Raw genomic sequence first — 18,314 nt, 5'->3', positions numbered from 1 at the left:
GACAGAATCGTTTTTGTGCGAGGTAAATATCGACCGATCTTCCCCTAGCTCATATCCGTCGGTATCCACTCGCGGAGCACGTTGGCATCAACTACCTGCGCACCCAAAATCTCGGTCCAGATGATGGTTCCATTTTCGAAGACGCGGAAGGTGCCTGCCTCGGAGGGCAATTGCATCTCCGGGCCGACCGGGGCGCCGAGAGTGCCGGTGGCGCCACCGAACTCTCGATATTTTGCCTCGATCTGCGTCTCGACAACCGTACCGGACGAATCAGTAATTTGCGAATTTAGTTCTGGCGCTACAGTTTCCGATACCGGACTCTCTACCACACCAGCGCCGTCACCGATAGTGAACCAGTCGGATTTCAGCCCCAATTTCATCCTCGCCTGCATTCCGGTGACACCGACGGTTGCCTTTGTTCCGACAACTTCGAGAGCCGTGACGCGGCCGCCGTCGACGCCGAGGCCGTTTCGGGAGAGAACTTTCAGCGACGTCAATTCGCCGACCCCGAAGGCCTCCGCGATCTCGCCTGCGGAAAACATCTGCGTCCAGTCATGATTGGGCGAGATGGTGTCACCTTCGTCTGCCACAGCCGGGAATGCTCCACCTGAGCTGTAACCGCCTGTAGACGAGGAGAATTCGGTGGCAACGATGTCGCCGTCGCGTGAGAGAACTGCGCCGGTGGTGCTGCGCACGGCCTCGGTGGTTCGTGGATCTTCCTTGCCTGCGCCGCCGTAGACCTGGCAATCCTGCGTGTCGCAGGTGTCGGCGTACGAGCTGCGATGCTCGACTGCGGCATACGACCGCGCGGCGACGGCTTGAGCCCGTAGTGCTTCTGCCCCACCGGAATCGGCCCAATCGGCCTTCGCCTCTACCGGCACCACTCCAAGTAGGTAGTCCTCCATGTCGAGCAGGTTGACTGTGCGCGCCGCTCCGTTGTCGAGCACAACACCAAGCGCGCCGCGATACGGGGCGTTGTCGTCGCACATCGTCAAGAATTGGTCGGCAGGCCGGTCCGGGGACAGATCTACCGGATCCACCCACGGATGGTTTGTGACCGCTTCCCAGACGACCCCGCCGCCGCAGCCGCTGGTGACGACGACGCTGGCGCCGCCGCCCGGAAGTGCGGTCAGGTGGGCAGCTTCACCGGGCGCGGTGCGCTGTCCGTTCACGACCATGCCGGCGGCGGAGTACACGTCGAGGGTCTCGTCGTCGCGGGCTGTCAGCCGAACGCTCATCTGAGCGGGCGGCATGGAGTCGAGAACAGTGCCCCCGTAGTAGTGGCTGAGAATTCGCTCGCCGGACCAACCCTGGTTTTTGGCGTAGCCGTAAGCGCCCCATTGACCCATTCCGCGGCCGTGACCGTTGCCGTGGCCGGAGAGTGTGAATTGGGTGTCGGCGGACACGACGGGCATAACCGACGGCTCGTCCTGGTAAAGAGTTCCGATACCTCCGACGGCAATTCCGAGTGCCAGAGCGGGAATCAATCCCAGCACGGAGATGCGCATCACGGAACGGCGCCGACCGGGTCCACTCACCAGGAAACGGCGTCTAACAGGCTTTTTACCTGCGGTTCCGCTTCGCTCGTTCTTCGCCATCAACGCTCTCCTCATCGCCACCGGACTCACGGGGCTGCGAAGTCGGTTCTCCGCACGTGGTCCAGTCCACAACGATTTGGCTAAAGTCTCACCCTAAGGTTGAGCGTTATGGACTCTTGTGACTAGTGTGGCAAGAGTGCCTGGACTTAGCAACACCAGTCACACGAGTCACATCCGCATCACGAGTTGCAGACATATGCGACCGAAAGATGGAGTTGATCCGCGCAACATGGCCTCCGACCTGCTCGGATCCGGTTCCGGCCGATTCTGTTCGAGGCCGTTACCGGCCCTGAAATTCGCTCGTAAGTAACTACAACCGAGGAGTCATCCCTTGCCACACCGTCGACCGAAGCCCTCATTCGTACTTGGGGCCGTAGCCGCACTGGCTGTCGCAAGTCCTTTTGCGGTATACGGCCTCACCAACGACACGCCTGACGTCCGCTCGGCAAACGAGACGTCATCCGTGGCGGTGCCCACCCAGATCTCGCAGGTTCTGCTCGCGTCGGTTCCCGACATCGTCATTCCGCTCAAGGAACTGACGGGGCTCGATCTGCCCGACATCAACCTCGGCGATCTCAAGGCACTGATCCCCACCGACATCGCGCTGCCTCCCGGAATCACGATTCCGACGGAGCTTCTGCCGGCACCGGCCGATCCGGCTGCGCCGACGGAAACGCCTGTTCAGGATGAGGAATTCCCCGGCGCTGTGGTCAAGCAACTCACTCGCGACGCCCCGTTCAGCATGGTCGCGTTGACCTCGGACACCGTCGACTCGGCGCAGTCCAAGATCCGTGCGCTGTCCGAGGACGGCATCTGGGGCCCGTGGTTCTCCCCCGACGCCATCGACGCCGAACAGGCGACGAATACTCTCTCGGCCACCGAGCCCCTCTACGTCGGACTCACCAAGGCCATCCAGATTCTGACGCCGCGCGACGCACCGGCAGTTGATGCAGCACCCGCGCCCGCCTCATCGGCGCCGGCAGAGGTTGCGCCCACCACTGAGGCCGCCCCCGCTCCCGAAGGCGAACTCGGTTACACCCCGGCATCGGTGTCGAAGCCGCTTCGCCAGGTCGAGACCACCGCTGACGAAGTCACGGCCGTGCTCATCGATCCGGGCACCAGCCCGTCGGACGACAATCTGCAGGCAGTAGCCGCACCGTTCTCCACCGGCGGTCCCGCAGTGATCACCCGCTCGCAGTGGGGTGCGGACGAAGGCCTGCGTTGCGACGGCCCGACTTACGACGACGGCCTCGGCGGTGCCACCGTGCACCACACCGCGGGCGTCAACAACTACACGAAGGCCGAGTCGGCCGGGATCGTCCGTTCGATCTACGCCTACCACGCACAGACTCTCGGCTGGTGCGACGTCGGATACAACGTGCTCGTCGACAAGTACGGCCAGATCTTCGAAGGCCGCGCAGGCGGTCTGGACAAGCCCGTCCAGGGTGCACATGCCGGTGGTTTCAACGAGAACACCGTCGGTATCGCAATGATGGGTGACTACTCCACCGTTCAGCCGTCGTCGGCAATGCTGAATTCGGTTGGTCAGTTCCTCGGGTGGCGACTCAAGTTGGCCGGCCTCAATCCGATGGGCCGCACCACGATGTACTCCGAAGGCACGCCGTACACGCCGTACCCGCAGGGTGCTGCAGTCGATTTGCCGATCATCTTCGCTCACCGTGACGTCGGAAGCACCGCCTGCCCGGGCGATGCCGCGTACGCCCGCATGGGTGAAATCCGGCAGATCGCAGCCAATGCGGCTAACGGAGTAACGGCACCCGCTAACCCCGTCACGCCTCCCGTGCAGAAGCCCAACACTCCGGCTGACACTGTTGCCGGTGGCACCGGGTCTTCCGTGACGGACCTCGTCAACCAGGTTCTGAAGTTGACCGACGATTCACCCCTCGCGCAGAAGTGGATCGCCGAAGGCGGCGACCTCGGCCGTCTCGGTGAGGCCATCACCGGAGAACTGCAGGCCAAGTTCGGCAATCTGGGAGCGTTGTTCCAGAACGGCGCTATCTACACCTCCCCCAACGGGGGCGTGTACACCGTGGTCGGTGAGATCTTCAAGGCATGGCAGAGCTACGGATCGGATCTGGGTTCCCTCGGACTCCCCATCTCGGACGAGTACTCGATTCCGGACGGGTTCCGTAGTGACTTCGAGAACGGTGCCTTGATCTTCAACCAGATCACCGGTGTAGTCACACAGATTCTCAATGCCGTGGGATAACTCCTGTGGGAAGTCCTCGAGCGCTGGTGGGTTTTACGACCACCAGCGCTCGAGGACTTTTGCGACCCCGTGCTGTGAATTGGTCTCGGTAACTTCGTCTGCTGCGGCTTTTGCCTCAGGGTGAGCGTTGCCCATCGCCACTCCCAGATCTGCCATCGCGAGCATCGGAATGTCGTTTGGCATGTCGCCGAATGCCACCAGACCGGACAGGTCGAACCCGAATTGATTCGCCGCAGCCACGAGACCCGACGCCTTCGTGATGCCGGGAGCCGAAAGTTCGATCAGCCCGTTCTCCGTCGAGTACGTCATATCTGCCAGCGACCCGACGTGCGGCGCAAGGGCGTCGTACATTGCGGTGCTGGTCATTCCCGGCCGACGGATCAGCAGTTTCACGGCCGGGACCGCCAGTACATCGTCCTCGGACATTTCCGTGTTGTCGGGGTTGAGCCACGCATGTTCGTAGTCCGGGGAGCTGACAAATTGTGGGGTAGCCGCGTCGTGGGCGCTCTCCCCCACTCGTTCCGCTGCCAGGCCGGCGCCGGGAAGCACGCTGAGCGCCAGTCCGGAGAGTTCGATCAGAGCCTCCACCGACAGGGTTGCGGCACTGAGCACGCGGTCTGCGTAGCTGTCGTAGACAACAGCGCCGTTGGCGCAGACCGCAAGAGGCGCGTAGCCCAGGCTTTCGACGACCGGCGAAATCCAGCGAGGGGGACGCCCCGTTGCCAGCAGGAACGGCGTACCGGATTCCACGACGGCGTGAATCACCTCGCGGGTGCGAGCACTGACCAACTCGTCCTCGTTGATCAAGGTGCCGTCGACATCAGTCGCGACAAGAGTTGGGCGGGCTGGGTTGGTCGGGCGCTCTGGGCTCACCCCGCCATTGTGCCTGTCAGGTACGACGGTCTCGCTCCGAGGATGCGCCCGCCAGGATCGATGCATCGGTAGCGATCACCAACCAGGCGGGGGAGGATGCCAAACGGGCGGAATCCAGCAGCACGCAAAGCAAGCGGGGGGCGCAAGATCGCTCGCACATCATGAATGGTCGAGAATCGCAGATCGCCCAGATCCGTTCATTCGCAGGAGCCGTCGCGGCGGCGAGACGATCAATAAGGGAAACAACAAAGAGTCGGGCTTCAGTTTCTTGTTTCGGTCGTGACCTGGACCCAGGTCACGACCGGCCACCGTAGACTGCATGAATCGACTTGCTTTGCTCGCCGGTGTCTTCACCTCTGAGAGATGCATCCGACAAGTGTCAGTGCGCAAGGCAGAACTCGACGAATTTGCGGACGGCGCTTCAGTCAACCGGGTAGGGATGCCAACCATGTTGACGCCACCGCCGAGCCGAACGAGCATTCTTCAACTCCGCGACACTAGTTCCGACGTATCGGGCTTCCAGTTCCGGATCCACAGGACCGGAGAACCGCCACGCCCCGCCCTGTCCACTCTGTTCCCAACTCGAAGCCCGATACACCGCTCGAACGATGTCCGCAGCAACAAAGAAAATCGGAACATCCGCCGTGTTTCGAGTGGTCGGACCGGCGAGCCACCAGCCTCGACCTTCTTAGTCCAGGGCGTATGCCGACCACAAACAGTCGTTAATAGTCGCAGCGAAGATGGCCGGGTGCGCCACACCACCATAAATTCAGACAGTCCAGTCCGTTCTACGCATAAAAGACGCATACTCTCCTTGTGACAGACCTGCCCCCTTTAATCGCCGCGCAACCATCCGAGGTTGCCCCTACGGCCTCACCTCCCGACGTGCCGCTCCCAACACCCCTGCCGGAGACAATCGTTCCCACTACGCCGCCAGAGTCACCCATCCAGCCTGACGCGGCGCCGATCTACTTTGGAGTCGAATGGAATGGTTCGGCGTATGTCGCGGTCGCGGCTCTACTCGTTGCCATTGGGAGTCTGCTCGTTGCCGCTTGGAGCGCCTGCTATGCACGAAAAAGTTACAAAATAGCAAAGGCTCAAGAGGATCGAAGGGCAGCGAAAATCGATCCCAAACTAGTCAAATCCGCCAGCTGGGCATCGTCAGATAAAAAAGCTATGTGGGTTGGAACTCTTCTAATCATCGAAAATCCGAGCGATCGCGACGGATCGATCAGTCTTGCTGAACTTGTGATCAACTCCAAAGAGGGAACACTTCGTGTTGGTCACCAGCCCAGCTCGGACGGAGGGGGCTTCATTGGCGAAACGCCGCGCCTTTTGGCGAATAGCGCCATCAAGGGATGGCTGACATTCCTAGTTCCGATCGATTTCTATTCCAAAAGGCGCATCAACACAATCCATGTGGAACTAAGCGACCCCAGGGGAATAACAGTCCATTATTCAATTTCAATCCCAGTACAGGTGAACAGTGATCCGACGCAAATCTAAAGTAGGCAGAACGAAAGTAAAGAAGCGACGCATGAGAACCTCCTATTTCGACGTCGTGGATATCGTTGCCGACGGGTCCGTAGGGTCACCCCTACAAGCCAACGGTCTGCAAGTCCCGGCACTTGTGCTTGACACCTCTCAGCGCCCAGACCTGGACGATGTGTTTCACGCTCATAGTTTCGACCATCTAAATAACGGAGATGTCAGAACCATCTGGAGTTCACAGACCAACGGTCGCTGGGTGGGACTCGAAGTTAACTTCGAACGACCGGTTGAAACGCGGGCGATTATTCGATTTCCTGTCCCTCACTACTCCGCTTTGGTCCACCTGGCACTTTCATCACAATCAATAATCATTCATCGCGGTCAGCCCGGCTCAAAATTCAAGGATATTTATTTACCAACCGAGGATGGCAGTTCGACCTCTGCATCCCAGGAAGGAATTCTACTAAATGTTCCACATGGAGGCTTTGAACTCGTTTGGGAAAAAATGTACAAAAAACAACTCTTCGAATATTTTAAAAATGAACTGAAATGCTCGGACGAGAAGGCGAAACAATTAGCGAATGAACAATACTCAGCCGTCGACGGACTGTCGAACATTCAATTATCGAGAACTCAAGAACCCGACAAACCCACGAATATGCTCTATGTAAATACAGAAGGCGCCGACGAGGGCAACTAGCCTCCTCGCGTCGAGCGCGCTAACGCGAGGTTAGGGAGAACGACTTCGTCGAATGCTTACTCACTCACCCGGTCATCTCCTGTAGTTGCTCGGCCACACCGCGCTGACCGACGCCGACCTCGACGAGTTCGGAGATGGCGGTGAACAGTGCTTCGTTCACGGGCCGGTAGAAGTCTGCGCTGGTCAGAGCTGCGACGGCACGTTTCCCGTTTCGCCTTGTTGTCTAGTTGCCCAGGTCTACGAGTAGGGCGCGACTGATGGAGGATCCTTCTACCCCGAGAGTTGATGCGATCGCGTCCAAGCTCGTGCCTGGCGTGACCGGGAGACTTCGATCTCGTGTCATCACGGTGAAGCGTCCTTGCCTGCCGTGGGCTCCGAGGCAAGATCACGCTGCGTTCAATTTGGGCGCTATCGCGGACGGAACCATAGTCTGTGACGACCGACCGTTGGATACCGATGCGGTGATCCGCAGGGCGCGAGGATCCGACAGACGGGATTGCTGCCAGATGTTGTGGTCGGGAGCGCGTTGCACACTCGTAGTGAAGGCCCGAGGCTATGCTCTGGGATGCTGACGGTGCTTACCGGGCACCGATTTGGAACGAGAGAGACCCATGACCAATACAGATAAGTGGTGCAACGCTCTATACTTCCCGTACGGCCGAAAAAAGGGGGGAGGGGTGTTTTGCCGGTTAGAGACCGGACACGATGGCGATCATTGGTGTGAGTATCAGGACGAAATGGGACTGTAGCCGCGTTGCCTTACGAATGTCAGATAGCTCTCTGGCGAGATCGCAATGTCAGGTGACTAGTCTAAGCCGTGTCCAGCCAGTCTAAGTCAAGCAACCAATCAGGAGACAGACATGGAGAAGATAGAACTCAAGCTAGAACTGAAGGCCCGAATCGACGAACTCATGCGTCAGTATGCAAAGGAAGAGATTGACGGTGAGACGTACACGCGGGAAATGATGGAGTTGACCATGTCCGCACAGAAGAGTTTTAGGTGAACCTGCAGTCCAACTACTAACTCAGGCTCGATGCTCTAGCTGACCTCACAGAAGGTGAGAACCACGACCACCGGCATGAACTGAACGGCTTGACAGTTTTCTCGGACAGGTCACGATTCAGTACGCGAGGTAGCGATTTTGCTCCGGCGCCATCTTGACCGCTCTCCGAGCCCCTTCAGCAGTCTAGTATCGACAAGGCCGGCGAAGGTTCCGAGTGTCTCATTTCCGATGTGTCAGTAACAAACGAATGAGAGACGACCCGAAGTAGCTCATAACTATGAAACGAAGTGTAAAGAGGCGGTCGGGTTCAGGACTCTTCTTCGTATTAAGATTTTCCGCGTAGCCGAGTTCAGTTCCTGGGAATGGTGACGCAGCCAGCTCCTTTGACTATTGACCTCTCGGCAATGTTCCGTGTTCCGTGTTCCGACTTTGGAGGTCGTTGTGGCGCTCGTATGTACGTCGTGTGAAGAGAGTGTCGAGGACGAGGCTAACTGGTACGAGCAAGATGAGATTTGCATGGCTTGCTTGGAGGTGGGCGGCGGTTCCACATACTGCTGCGGGGCCATATACGAAAATGGCGAGGAAACCTGCGGGAGCTGCGGCGAGCCCCTCTAGGCCGAACTACCGATTAGCAGTGGCTGTCTCCTTGGGCAGTTCAGATCAGAGTTTTATTCGACTACGTGACTGAGTCACAGTTACTTCCGCCCGATCGTGCAGTGGTCTTCTAAAACTGACACTGTTGCAACGTACGAGACCGGTCAGTCAAGATCGAAAAGCTTTGCCGGAATACAGGTCTGAAGCGTTCGGCGCTGTATGTGAATATCGAGTTGGCCCGCGCGGAGCGGGACCATGAAAGACTTCCGCCACTCTGAGCCTGCCCGTCAGTCGATCCGTCACATCTCCAGCCGACCCTGTATATCCAAGCACTCCGTGCCAAACAATTCCGTGAAGAACCTGCCAAATAATTCCGAGAGTCACATTGCAAATCGGCCGATTCGTCGACTGGATACAGTCGATTGCGTTCGAGGCATGTTGGGTAGTGGGTTCGTCGACTCCGATCGTCCTCCGGTGCGGCACAGAGTAAGTTGTGCGACTGTCTGCCCGATAGGGTGATGCCCCCCGACCTGTACCAAATCGGGGGGCATCCTTCACTCCGGAAGAATCTCTCATCCCACGAGGAATTTTCATACTGCCATACGTGACCGATTGAACCCCTGATATCTGGTCGACAATGCTCCAAGTTGAGCACCGTTCTGATGCTGCAGAAGGTTTTGCGAAACACTCCGTTGCGCGCATGTTTGGTCAAGACACCGAGCTTCAATTCCTGACGGATTCGATGTTGTTGTCTATCCTGGGGAAACGCGTGTGGACGGTGTCGAAGACCGCCTCATCGAGGATGCAGGCGAGTTGCTGCTCGATTCCCTCGATGTTCTCCTCGAACGTGTATCCAGCCGACCGGAATTCGCACCAAAAGCGGGCTCCCCACAATGGCTTACCGAATGGAATGACCGCGATTCTGATGCGGGACGTGCCCGCGCCCGTCAACACTTGCTCGTCAGAATTGCTCTTGCTGCTGCCGCTCACATCACCCCGCACACTGACATCGAGCTAACCCGACAGATGGGCATCCCCGAGGACGTTATCGAACGCGCACAAGGAGGCCGCCCTCGGTCACGGAAACCTAAGTGCCGAAACCTATCCGATGAATCCCCCGTGCAACCTGCGCTGTGGTGAGGTTCAAGCAAAGCACCATGGCACCCGAAAATTCGGGTGGAGGATGACCACCTCGACGATCTTGTCTGTCCATGGCTGCCGCGGCACCGCTGCGCGCCTGCTTGCCAAAGGATAAGCACTCGACAGTCTCAGCGACCAGGGTCCTGATCGCACTCATAGCGTCGAAAACCCCGGCGCCGGGAACGATTTCGACATTGATTGTTGACACGGGTTCTCGACAAACTTGACCTGCACAATCGCCGCGGCCGACCAGATGCCGAATACCGATCGATTTTCAACACGGCGAGGGGCCGGTCGTGGTCATCAAACCGCGGAGACCGTTGACTCCGACACACGGTAACGAGGCCCCTCTCGAACATTCAGTCACGGGCGACGTCGGTGGGTTCACGTCCGTCGACACCCGCCGTCATCTCACTCCCGGAGATACGTCACGCCAAATGCCCGAGCCTGGCGAAACTCCTGTCGCGTACTGCCGAAGTCGAACCAACCGCCTTCTTGCTTCTGAAAGATGTCGAGGCCCCGGCCGAGGTTGATTCGCCATCCGTTGTCCGTACGGATCCAGCGATCATGACCGCCAGGGTCCTTAGCCACATCAAGCTTGATGCCCTGTTGGGCAGCCCCCTGAATGATCTGACCGATCATCTGCAACTGCCTCTTCTGATACTCAGGGTCGGTTTCGAGCAGGGTGAAGAGTTTGAATGTCACCTCGTCGGCGGGGTCTTTGGCCGAGGCGATCAAGGCCAGTAACTCGACGAGATTCCGCCCTTGGTGGTTCATCCGGATGTACGGGTCGTGCAACTCGATCTCGGACGCGCCGCGCAAGTACGGCATAAGGAGGGTCTCGTAGGAGACGCCGCGTTGATTTTCGACGAAATCCCGGTGCCCTTGATACAACTCCTCCTTTACTACCGGGACGGCGATGACCGCCTTCTCCGAGCCGACAGCAGCAGGCGCAGGTACGGCCGAACCGACAAGGTCTTCGATCTCTTCGACAGCGTCTGGGCGATCGCGGTAGTAGTGCCCGGGATACTCGTCTTCCTCCAGCGTCGTGACAGCGGTCCACTCACCCGCGAGTGATTGGTACCCGAACTTCACCGTTGCCATGGTGGAGTCCATGCGCAGGATCTGGTCCTTGACGCGTTTGCGGCCCTCGATTGCGAAGCGCAAGATCTCTTCGATCTCCTGGGCGGTGGCCTTCTCGTGCGGGTAGAGCAATTTCATCAGTCCGGAGAACGTCTTGTGGATGCCGTCTCGGTCGCGAGTGGAGATGTCCGAGCCGAGTGTGTAGTACTGCTGGTAACGATCGGAGTAGTCGAGATTTCGCATCGACTTGAGGACTTCGGCAATGTAGTCGACAACAAAACCGTAACCGCTGGAGAACATCTCGCCGCGGATCGTGTCAATTTCCCAACCAGGGATGTAAAAGTGCAAGCGGTCGAGGTAGGCCGAGTCGTGGTAACTCTCGGGGAGCTCGTCGAAGAGATCTGAGTGCTTGAGCATGTACGGAACGGTGTGCGAGGTGTTGCCGACGAACACCATCGACGCCTCCGCCCCAAGCGTCTCGACACCGCGGGAGAAGGACTTGTTCGCCATGTAGTTCTTCATGATGTCGACCAGCGCCTTGTCGGTCCGCTTCTTCTTGCCCGCGAACTCATCGAACGCGACAACGTCCCAGTAGCCGACGAGACCGATCTTCCCGTTGGCGTTGTTCACGAACAGTTTCGGCACGGTGATCTCACCGCCGGAGATCAACATGCCGTGGGGCGAGAACTCAGAGTAGATGTGCGATTTGCCGGTGCCCTTCGGGCCCAGTTCGACGAGGTTGTAGTTGCGCTCCACGAACGGGATCAGCCGGATCAACTGAAGCAGTTTCGCGCGTCGCCCGAACAGCTCGGGGTTGAAGCCGATTGACTGGATAAGAAGGTCTATCCATTCATCGGTGGTGAACTCGCCCCGGGCCTGGAGGTAGCCGGCGTAGTCAAAACTCGACATCTGGATCGGCTGCAATCGACCCAAAATCCAGGGCGCCACACGGGCGTCGTCACTGTGGAAGTACTCGATGTCGCACAGGCACCACACGCCGCCCACCAGTAGTTTCTGGTTCGCGGTCACCGTGCTCGAATCCACGAGCACCCCGCTGATGCCGACGTTCGCGAACGACGCCTGATAGACGTCGTCCTTCTCGTTCAACGTCACGCTGACCCGGTCAATGATCCGGAAGCGACCCTTCTCGCGAATCTTCGACTTCACCAGCTCCGACTCGTTGCGGTGAACATAGTGCTCGGCAAGGATCCGGCGCACCTTCTCGATGCCCTCCTGGATCGTCGCCTCGTCGTCGGACGCGGCGAACTGCCCGAGCAAGTACTCCAGTACGTAAGACGGCACGATCGCGTTGCCTTTGACCGCCTTGACGAGGTCCTTGCGCACGACAGCACCCGGGAAATGCGCGTTGATCTTGCGGTCCAACGCCGTCAGCTCGGGCACGGCACCAGCAGGCCCCTCCTCGGGAGTCTGCTCGATGAGGGCCGCCTCGGTCAGGTCGATGTGGTCACTCATCAGAAATCCCATCCGTCGTCACTGGCGAAGGCACGTTTGATCGTGTATGGCGCGCTCTTGTATTTCTTCCACTGATCGGTACCCTCGATCGGCTCCGAGAGTCGGAATTCGACGCTATGGTTGTTGGCCTCGTCTGCGTCCCTACTGAGAAGCAGTGTCACGCTTTGGAATCGATCGCGACCAGCATCACTGCTCGAGTCGAAGGCCATCTCCTGCTCGTTTGATATCAGTGTGTCTCCGAAGTAGAGGCCAGCACGCAGCCGCCGCGCGGGTTTGTGCGGCTCCACCTTGGCCGATTGGTACAACTTGACCACGATCTGCCCGGTCGTGATCCGATCCGACTCGGGGTGGATGTCGACGTTCACCGGCTCGACTGTGTCGCTGCGCCTCTTGTTGATCTGGATCACCGGCACCACGACCTCCTGCAGCGAGGCGCCACCGTGCACAAACTGGAATCCGGCTCCGGGCTGCACGATCCGCTGGATCGAATTCGGGATCTGCACTTCCAGGGCGCTCGACAGTCCCACTTGGTCGGGCTTGAACGTCGTGAACGCCGCGTCCTTCTTCAAACCTCGCCCCAGCACGTAGCGGCGCGTTGATTTTACGATCTGCTCACCCTGCGGTTTCACCGTGAGATTGAACTGCTCGGCCAGTTTGGAGCGCTGATAGAGGAACCCGTGATCGGCGGTGATGATGATGTTCGTCGCGTTCGCGCTCGCAAGCTTTTTGACGATGTCGATCAGCTCACGGACCGCGTCCGCTGCCGCCGTGAAGGTTCGGTGTTCGGAGACGGGTTTGTCCCCGGTCGCGTCGATCGTGTCGTGGTAGACGTACAGAACCTGATTCGACGAGTACAGGTCGCGACGTTCGGCTGGCTTCATCTCAATGAAGTCCTTCGCCTGGATCGCCGCCCCACCGACTGCGCTGAGGATCTTGCTGCGGTTCGCGGTGCCGTCGGACTTCTGCCCGTCGACCAGCACCGGATCGCCGTCTGAGGAATGCGCCAGCGTGGTGTGCGGGAGTAGTGCCGCCATCCCGAGTTGTGTGTACGACGGCAGGACGCCGAGCATGGCGTCGATGGAAGCGGAGAACTTGTTCTCTCCTCGGATCTTCGCACTCAGCTCGTCGGCAATCTCGTAACGGAGTGCATCGGAGACGATCACGACGACCTTCTTCCGGCCTTTGAGTGTCGGGGCGACGTACTGGTCGTAGAACGACGATTGCGAGGTCATGTTGATGGTGCGCCACTGCGCGACCGCATCGACTTGCTGCTGCCAGGCCACTCCGAGCGGGGCGAGAAAATCGGTGACATAGGCCTTCTCGACCAGATCGGCCAGAATCTCGATCGGCTGCTTGAACTCAGCAGTGAGATATGCATGGGTGAACTGGCGATAGCGCTGGTCGATACGGAACCACTCGTCGCGATACCGTGTCAGCCCCTCGTCAAAGCCGCGGATTTTATACACGGCGTTCCGGATCGCCGGAATCAGTTCGGCTGCGGCGCTCAGCGCCTCGTACACGGTCGCGTAGTCGTCAAACCAGAAGCTGTCGCGACGTCTGGCGTTGATCGCATCGGCGATATCGCGATACGACATCGTCTGCGCACCGATACCCTCCACCAGACGCCGGATCACCTCACGCTCACTGGCATCGAAGATGTCCGCGTCCTTCAGTGTCTCCCAACCGATCTCACTGACGTGATCGGCGTAGTCGAGGTTACCCTCGACGGTCCGGGCCAGTGACTTCATCGCTGCACTGCTGCGTTTGGAGTCACGGAAACCGCGGAAGTCGAGCGACAGGTTTCGTGCCTTCTTCGACTCGACGACTCCGAACCCGTCGACGGCGCGCTGAAACATCCACAGCACGAACCCAGCCATCGTCGGCGTCTGCGAGGTGAACCCGTAGATGCCGGAGGCTCCGGCCCAGTAGAAGTCTGTGAAGCGGTAGGCGGCAAGCGCGTCAAATCCGGTGGTATCGCCGTCGGCGTGCTGCATCAGCAGCGTGCGGGTCAGCTCTGAGAAGCTGTGTTCCTTCTGGTTCAGAAGCACGGCGCACATTTGTGCCTGCATCACCGTCAGGTCGCCGCGGTTCAATGGCAACAGTTTGAGCCTCGCTACCAGCTTCGCATCGTTGAAGAACGCCTGATAACTGACAATCAACTCGTCGGAACCCGGCGCTGTGAGCCCGAGGTCGGCCCTCATCAACGCGCCACGGTCTGCGGTGAACACCGGGCCGTAAGCCAGTTCGATGTCGAGCAGCCAGTTCCCGAAACCTTCGGGGATGCTGCCGGCTCGGTAGATCAAGAACTTCGTCGTCGATTCTTTACGCAGTACCCGATGTTTGACTGCGAATTCGTTATCGGCGATGCGCAGCACCGTCACGTCGCTCGGCGCGAGCACGTCGAGTCCGGCGGAGTAGCCACCGTCGGGATCGTGCCATACGACTATCCGCTTGGAGACGAAGCGATCCGCAAGGTGGTCCGCGATCGTGGGGGTCTTACTCATTCATCGTCCTTGTCGTCACGAGCCGGTCCGAGCGCGCACGTGACTCGTTACCCATCGCTGGACTGCAAGCCAACAATCTTCTTCACCGCCGGGTAGAACTTCGGGTAGTTCACTTTGACGCCGTCATCGAGATCGATCTCGACCTGCTGGGTGGCGAGCGGATAGAGCACGTCATGCTCGTAGTCACGCAGTTCGGCAAGTACCTTGCGCAGCCGGTCGGCTTCCTTCTGGTCCTTCACCGATGTGCCGCCAGCGGCCGCAGCCTCGGCACGCTCAAATGCCTTCTGCAGTTTGTTCTCGTACTCGCGCAAGTACTCGTTGAGCACGGTCGAGACCGTCGACGGCGTGTAGCGGTGCAAGTAGATCAGCGCGTTGAACGAGCCCTTGGGACTGGAGAACATCCAGTAAATCGGGCGCTTCTTGTAGCGCTTCACATGGTCGTCATAGAACTTCGACCTCCCCGACTTAGTGACGAAGTAGTCGCGCAGTGTCTTTACGCCCAGCGACTCCTCTATAAACCGCAGGTTCTCCTCGAAGTGTTCTGCGGCAAACGCAGCTTTCAGAAATTGCCTGAATTGTTCGACGATGTCATCCTCGAACCAGCCATCGTCGACGAACGGAATCACATTGTCGGCGTCCGGCATGAACGTGATGTCGCTGGTTGAGCCCGTTACTCCGTTGGTTGAACCTGTCAAAACCTTAGCGAAGTAGTCCCGAAGCGTTGCACCTTGATGAGCCAGAATCAACGCCGGCGCATCGAGGCTGTAGCGACCGAACATGCAGCCAACCGCATACGAGATCAACTCTGCGGCAAGATCCGCTCGCTCCAACACTTCGTACTCGGCAGCCGTCCTGCCCGGCCCATACAGGAATTCGACATTGCGAGTCAGCGAGACCCGATGCAGCGGTACATCAATCGGAACCTCATTCAGCAAGCCATACGCCTCAGCTACGACGCGGTTGTTTTCCATTTCACGGGCTTGTTGTTCAAGCGCGACCTTCGCCTGTGCGATCGACCACGCGGCGTACCACTCTGCAAGAGACTTCCCAGCTAGTTCTGATCTCAGCCACGACGGGTTCTTGAAGTCCCAGGAAGTCTCGAAGTCATCCCAGTCTGCACGGGAAACGGCCACGTTCTCTTCTGCGAGCCTGGCACGCTCGTGCATCCCAGCGTCACATATTGGCAACTGCGCGATCTGTCCTCCATCAAAATGAAGCGTAGGAGCGACTGCCTGCAAGAGGGCGTGGGCAACGCTTGAATTGGCCAGCGAGGCGAATGCGTACCTAAAACCGGCATCTCCAAAGAAGACTGACGGCCCGACATCGTTATAAGTGAACCCATTCGGATAGACACGGAAAGCGGGATCTCCGGAGCTAATTCTTGACCATGAGACCGATGGTCGAAAGTAAGTAGAAGAGTTACGGATCACCGACTTTGGCTTCATTGATTCAAGTTCACGACCACCACCCTCCCAGTTTACAAGGTGTTCTTGATTTCCCCACCACTTTCGGAAACTGCCTCCCTTGTTATGAGGAAACCACCGAGCGGATGAGGCTTCGGATTCTTCTCTGGTCTCACATCGTAGCAATGTGCGATGCAAGTCCACCTCCCACCAAGTCCGCAAGAATCGGTCGTTGTCTGCGGTCGATAAGCCCTGCCGAGGCGCGGTGATTGTGCTGAGCGGCTGCCCAATGTTGAAGGCTGCGCGCATGACGTCGGAGAGCCAGTAAGCAACGGGTGTACCCGGCACCTTGGCAAGGTCCTCAGAGGAGGCTGTGTACCGCCACTCGCAGGCGGGATTGCGAATGGCTTCAACGAGACGAATTCTCTTTTCATTCTCGTTCAACGGGGTCAGCCGAACAAAGGGCACCCGCTTCCCCGGAGCGTTTGTCATCGAGAGGACAAACGCAGCATTGGCTCCGAATATGTCCGGGTGGTTAGAGATATCTCGCAGGTGCACAAAGCTGTCGAATGAATGTCCAGAAAGGATATCTTCCCGAAAGTTCTTAAAACTGACGATGGACATCCACGTATCCCCGATGATCTTCGCGACAAATCCTCCGGGAACCGCAAAGGCAATCGAGCGCAACACGAAGCATCCGTAGAGATCTTGCTTTCCATCGGGGAAGGCGTCCTTGGCGAACTCGGCGAGCCGCGTATCCATGTTTTTACTACCCATGTACGGAGGATTCGCTGTGACCACCGAATACCTCCGGCTCAGCGCATCCGCCTGCGCAACAGCATTGCGTACACGGTTCAGCGTGTCGTAATAGAGCGTCTCGTCCAGATCCTGTAGCCCGTCCAAGACTGCTGCAGCCTGCTTGGTCGCATCTGCGTCCGGCTGGATTAGCGAGCCTAGGATGGCTGCATCGCGGAACTGATTCCAGAACGCTTCTTCGGGACCGCGGTTGCCACTCTTCGTAACCAGCAAGTCCAACTCATCTGGCGAGAATGAGATCGGCTCGATCACGCAGACCTTCGGTTCGACCCCCGAACGAGTGAGAAAACGGCGATCCCGCGCCCGCGCCTTCATTGTGAGAGCGAACGACGCAAGCGCCCCGGCACGCGGATCGATCTCGGTGCCATGAAGATTGTGGGCTAGGATCAGACTCGGAATCTCCGACGGCGCATACCCCTCCTCCTCGTAGATCGAGTACAGCAGGTCGAAGGCATAAGTAAGCATATGACCCGACCCACACGCCGGGTCGATCACCGTCAACTCTTCAGGCCCCGAAACCCTCAGGAAATCGGTCTCCTCCTCGATCGGCGCGATGTAGTAGTCCATTTGGTCGACCAGTCGCGAGGTCGGCCGGTTGAGCATCCAGAGTCGTCCGAGCGAGTTCTCCAGGAGGTAGCGGACGATCCAGTGCGGAGTGAAGAGCTGGGTTGCTGCGGGGATCTCGTCGGCGCCGGCCTTCTTGTTTTTCTTGAACCCGGCGAAAACCTCGTCTTTCCGCTCGGAGATGTAGAACTGGTAGAGCCAGCCGATCACCTCGACGTCGTTACAGACGTCCTCGGTGAGCACTTCGCGGGCCCGGGACAGGAGCGCCCCATCGGCGAGCAAGCCTGCGGGCACAAGCAACTCGGTGTAAGCACCCTCGGCATCGAACATGAATGGCATCGTCTTGTGCCAATACCGGCAGTACTCGGTGAGCAGCAGAGCATAGGCCTCGCCCTCGGCGTCGGTGCTGCGGCGGGTACCGTCCAGCAGACCGATGATCGCCGCGTGAGTGCCGGCATTGGTGACGACCTCAGTGCTAATGTCACCGCGTTTCGCGTCGGCCAGGATCTCCGGTTGGCCGTGGGCCTGGCCCGATGCCGGTGAGACAATCCCGGCGTCGGTGTAGCCGCGGGCGTCCATGAAGCGCAGCGCGATGAGACGGTTGAACCAGGTGTAGGCGACCCTGTCGATCAGGTGCTCACGACCGTGGCAAGCGATCTCCGACTCGAGAAGGCGTACCGTCTCGGCCCGCTCGCTGCGCGCGACAGATCCGGCGGCGAGCACCGTTGAAACCCGTGCCTCGACGGCGACAATCAGTTCGCGCCTGGCGGCCTTCGCGAAACTCTCCAACGGCTTGGTATACATGCTGCGTCCTTAAACTCGTGCCCTCAAGGGCCTGGGC

At 58.9% G+C, this 18,314-nt stretch carries 10 protein-coding genes; 4 read left to right on the top strand and 6 right to left on the bottom strand.

The window, feature by feature from the left end; genetic code table 11:
* Nucleotides 1-44: 44 nt before the first annotated feature.
* On the bottom strand, nt 45-1,598 hold the full coding sequence (locus tag C7T36_RS14750; protein ID WP_045066327.1) for a SpoIID/LytB domain-containing protein: 1,554 nt from the start codon (nt 1,596-1,598) through the stop codon (nt 45-47).
* 331 nt (nt 1,599-1,929) lie between these two features.
* On the opposite strand from C7T36_RS14750, the gene C7T36_RS14745 reads away from it, so the two are divergent.
* Complete coding sequence (locus tag C7T36_RS14745) at nt 1,930-3,828, top strand: N-acetylmuramoyl-L-alanine amidase (RefSeq protein WP_045066326.1); 1,899 nt, start codon at nt 1,930-1,932, stop codon at nt 3,826-3,828.
* 33 nt (nt 3,829-3,861) lie between these two features.
* Here the strand turns inward: C7T36_RS14745 and C7T36_RS14740 are convergent, their stop codons facing one another.
* Nucleotides 3,862-4,701 carry a Cof-type HAD-IIB family hydrolase gene (locus C7T36_RS14740; RefSeq protein ID WP_045066324.1) on the bottom strand — a complete coding sequence of 280 codons (840 nt, stop codon included), beginning with the start codon at nt 4,699-4,701 and terminating at the stop codon, nt 3,862-3,864.
* Between the two features lie 816 nt (nt 4,702-5,517).
* On the opposite strand from C7T36_RS14740, the gene C7T36_RS29850 reads away from it, so the two are divergent.
* From C7T36_RS29850 to C7T36_RS30140, 3 genes are all read left to right on the top strand, one after another.
* Nucleotides 5,518-6,207: a hypothetical protein gene (locus C7T36_RS29850; RefSeq protein WP_146153441.1), complete on the top strand. Its 690-nt coding sequence runs from the start codon at nt 5,518-5,520 to the stop codon at nt 6,205-6,207.
* Between the two features lie 31 nt (nt 6,208-6,238).
* Entirely contained in the window at nt 6,239-6,892 is a 654-nt protein-coding gene (locus tag C7T36_RS29845) for a hypothetical protein (RefSeq protein ID WP_146153440.1), read from the top strand.
* 860 nt (nt 6,893-7,752) lie between these two features.
* Nucleotides 7,753-7,896, top strand: coding sequence for a hypothetical protein (locus C7T36_RS30140; protein ID WP_181317476.1), 144 nt, complete (start codon nt 7,753-7,755; stop codon nt 7,894-7,896).
* Between the two features lie 1,317 nt (nt 7,897-9,213).
* On the opposite strand, the gene C7T36_RS14710 is transcribed toward C7T36_RS30140, so the two are convergent.
* The 4 genes from C7T36_RS14710 to pglX form a co-directional block, all read right to left on the bottom strand.
* Entirely contained in the window at nt 9,214-9,480 is a 267-nt protein-coding gene (locus C7T36_RS14710; RefSeq protein WP_106939727.1) for a hypothetical protein, read from the bottom strand.
* Nucleotides 9,481-10,041: 561 nt separating this feature from the next.
* Nucleotides 10,042-12,186, bottom strand: coding sequence for a BREX system Lon protease-like protein BrxL (gene brxL, locus C7T36_RS14700; RefSeq protein WP_084702701.1), 2,145 nt, complete (start codon nt 12,184-12,186; stop codon nt 10,042-10,044).
* Nucleotides 12,186-14,690, bottom strand: coding sequence for a BREX-1 system phosphatase PglZ type A (pglZ, locus tag C7T36_RS14695; RefSeq protein ID WP_045066312.1), 2,505 nt, complete (start codon nt 14,688-14,690; stop codon nt 12,186-12,188). Before pglZ ends, brxL begins: the two co-directional genes overlap by 1 nt.
* Before the next feature lie 47 nt (nt 14,691-14,737).
* Nucleotides 14,738-18,277: a BREX-1 system adenine-specific DNA-methyltransferase PglX gene (gene pglX, locus C7T36_RS14690; RefSeq protein ID WP_045066310.1), complete on the bottom strand. Its 3,540-nt coding sequence runs from the start codon at nt 18,275-18,277 to the stop codon at nt 14,738-14,740.
* Nucleotides 18,278-18,314: the final 37 nt, after the last annotated feature.

Source organism: Rhodococcus sp. AD45-ID, assembly GCF_003023755.1.
Classification (GTDB): Bacteria; Actinomycetota; Actinomycetes; order Mycobacteriales; family Mycobacteriaceae; genus Rhodococcus_F; species Rhodococcus_F globerula.
The sequence above is the reverse complement of the archived record's forward strand: the minus strand, read 5'-3'. Positions and strand labels throughout refer to the sequence as shown.

Coding starts and splice junctions, on each gene's coding strand:
- C7T36_RS14750 (WP_045066327.1), bottom strand. CDS start 1,598: ATGGCGAAGAACGAGCGAAGCGGAACCGCAGGTAAAAAGCCTGTTAGA.
- C7T36_RS29845 (WP_146153440.1), top strand. CDS start 6,239: ATGAGAACCTCCTATTTCGACGTCGTGGATATCGTTGCCGACGGGTCC.
- C7T36_RS30140 (WP_181317476.1), top strand. CDS start 7,753: ATGGAGAAGATAGAACTCAAGCTAGAACTGAAGGCCCGAATCGACGAA.
- brxL (WP_084702701.1), bottom strand. CDS start 12,186: ATGAGTGACCACATCGACCTGACCGAGGCGGCCCTCATCGAGCAGACT.
- pglZ (WP_045066312.1), bottom strand. CDS start 14,690: ATGAGTAAGACCCCCACGATCGCGGACCACCTTGCGGATCGCTTCGTC.
- pglX (WP_045066310.1), bottom strand. CDS start 18,277: ATGTATACCAAGCCGTTGGAGAGTTTCGCGAAGGCCGCCAGGCGCGAA.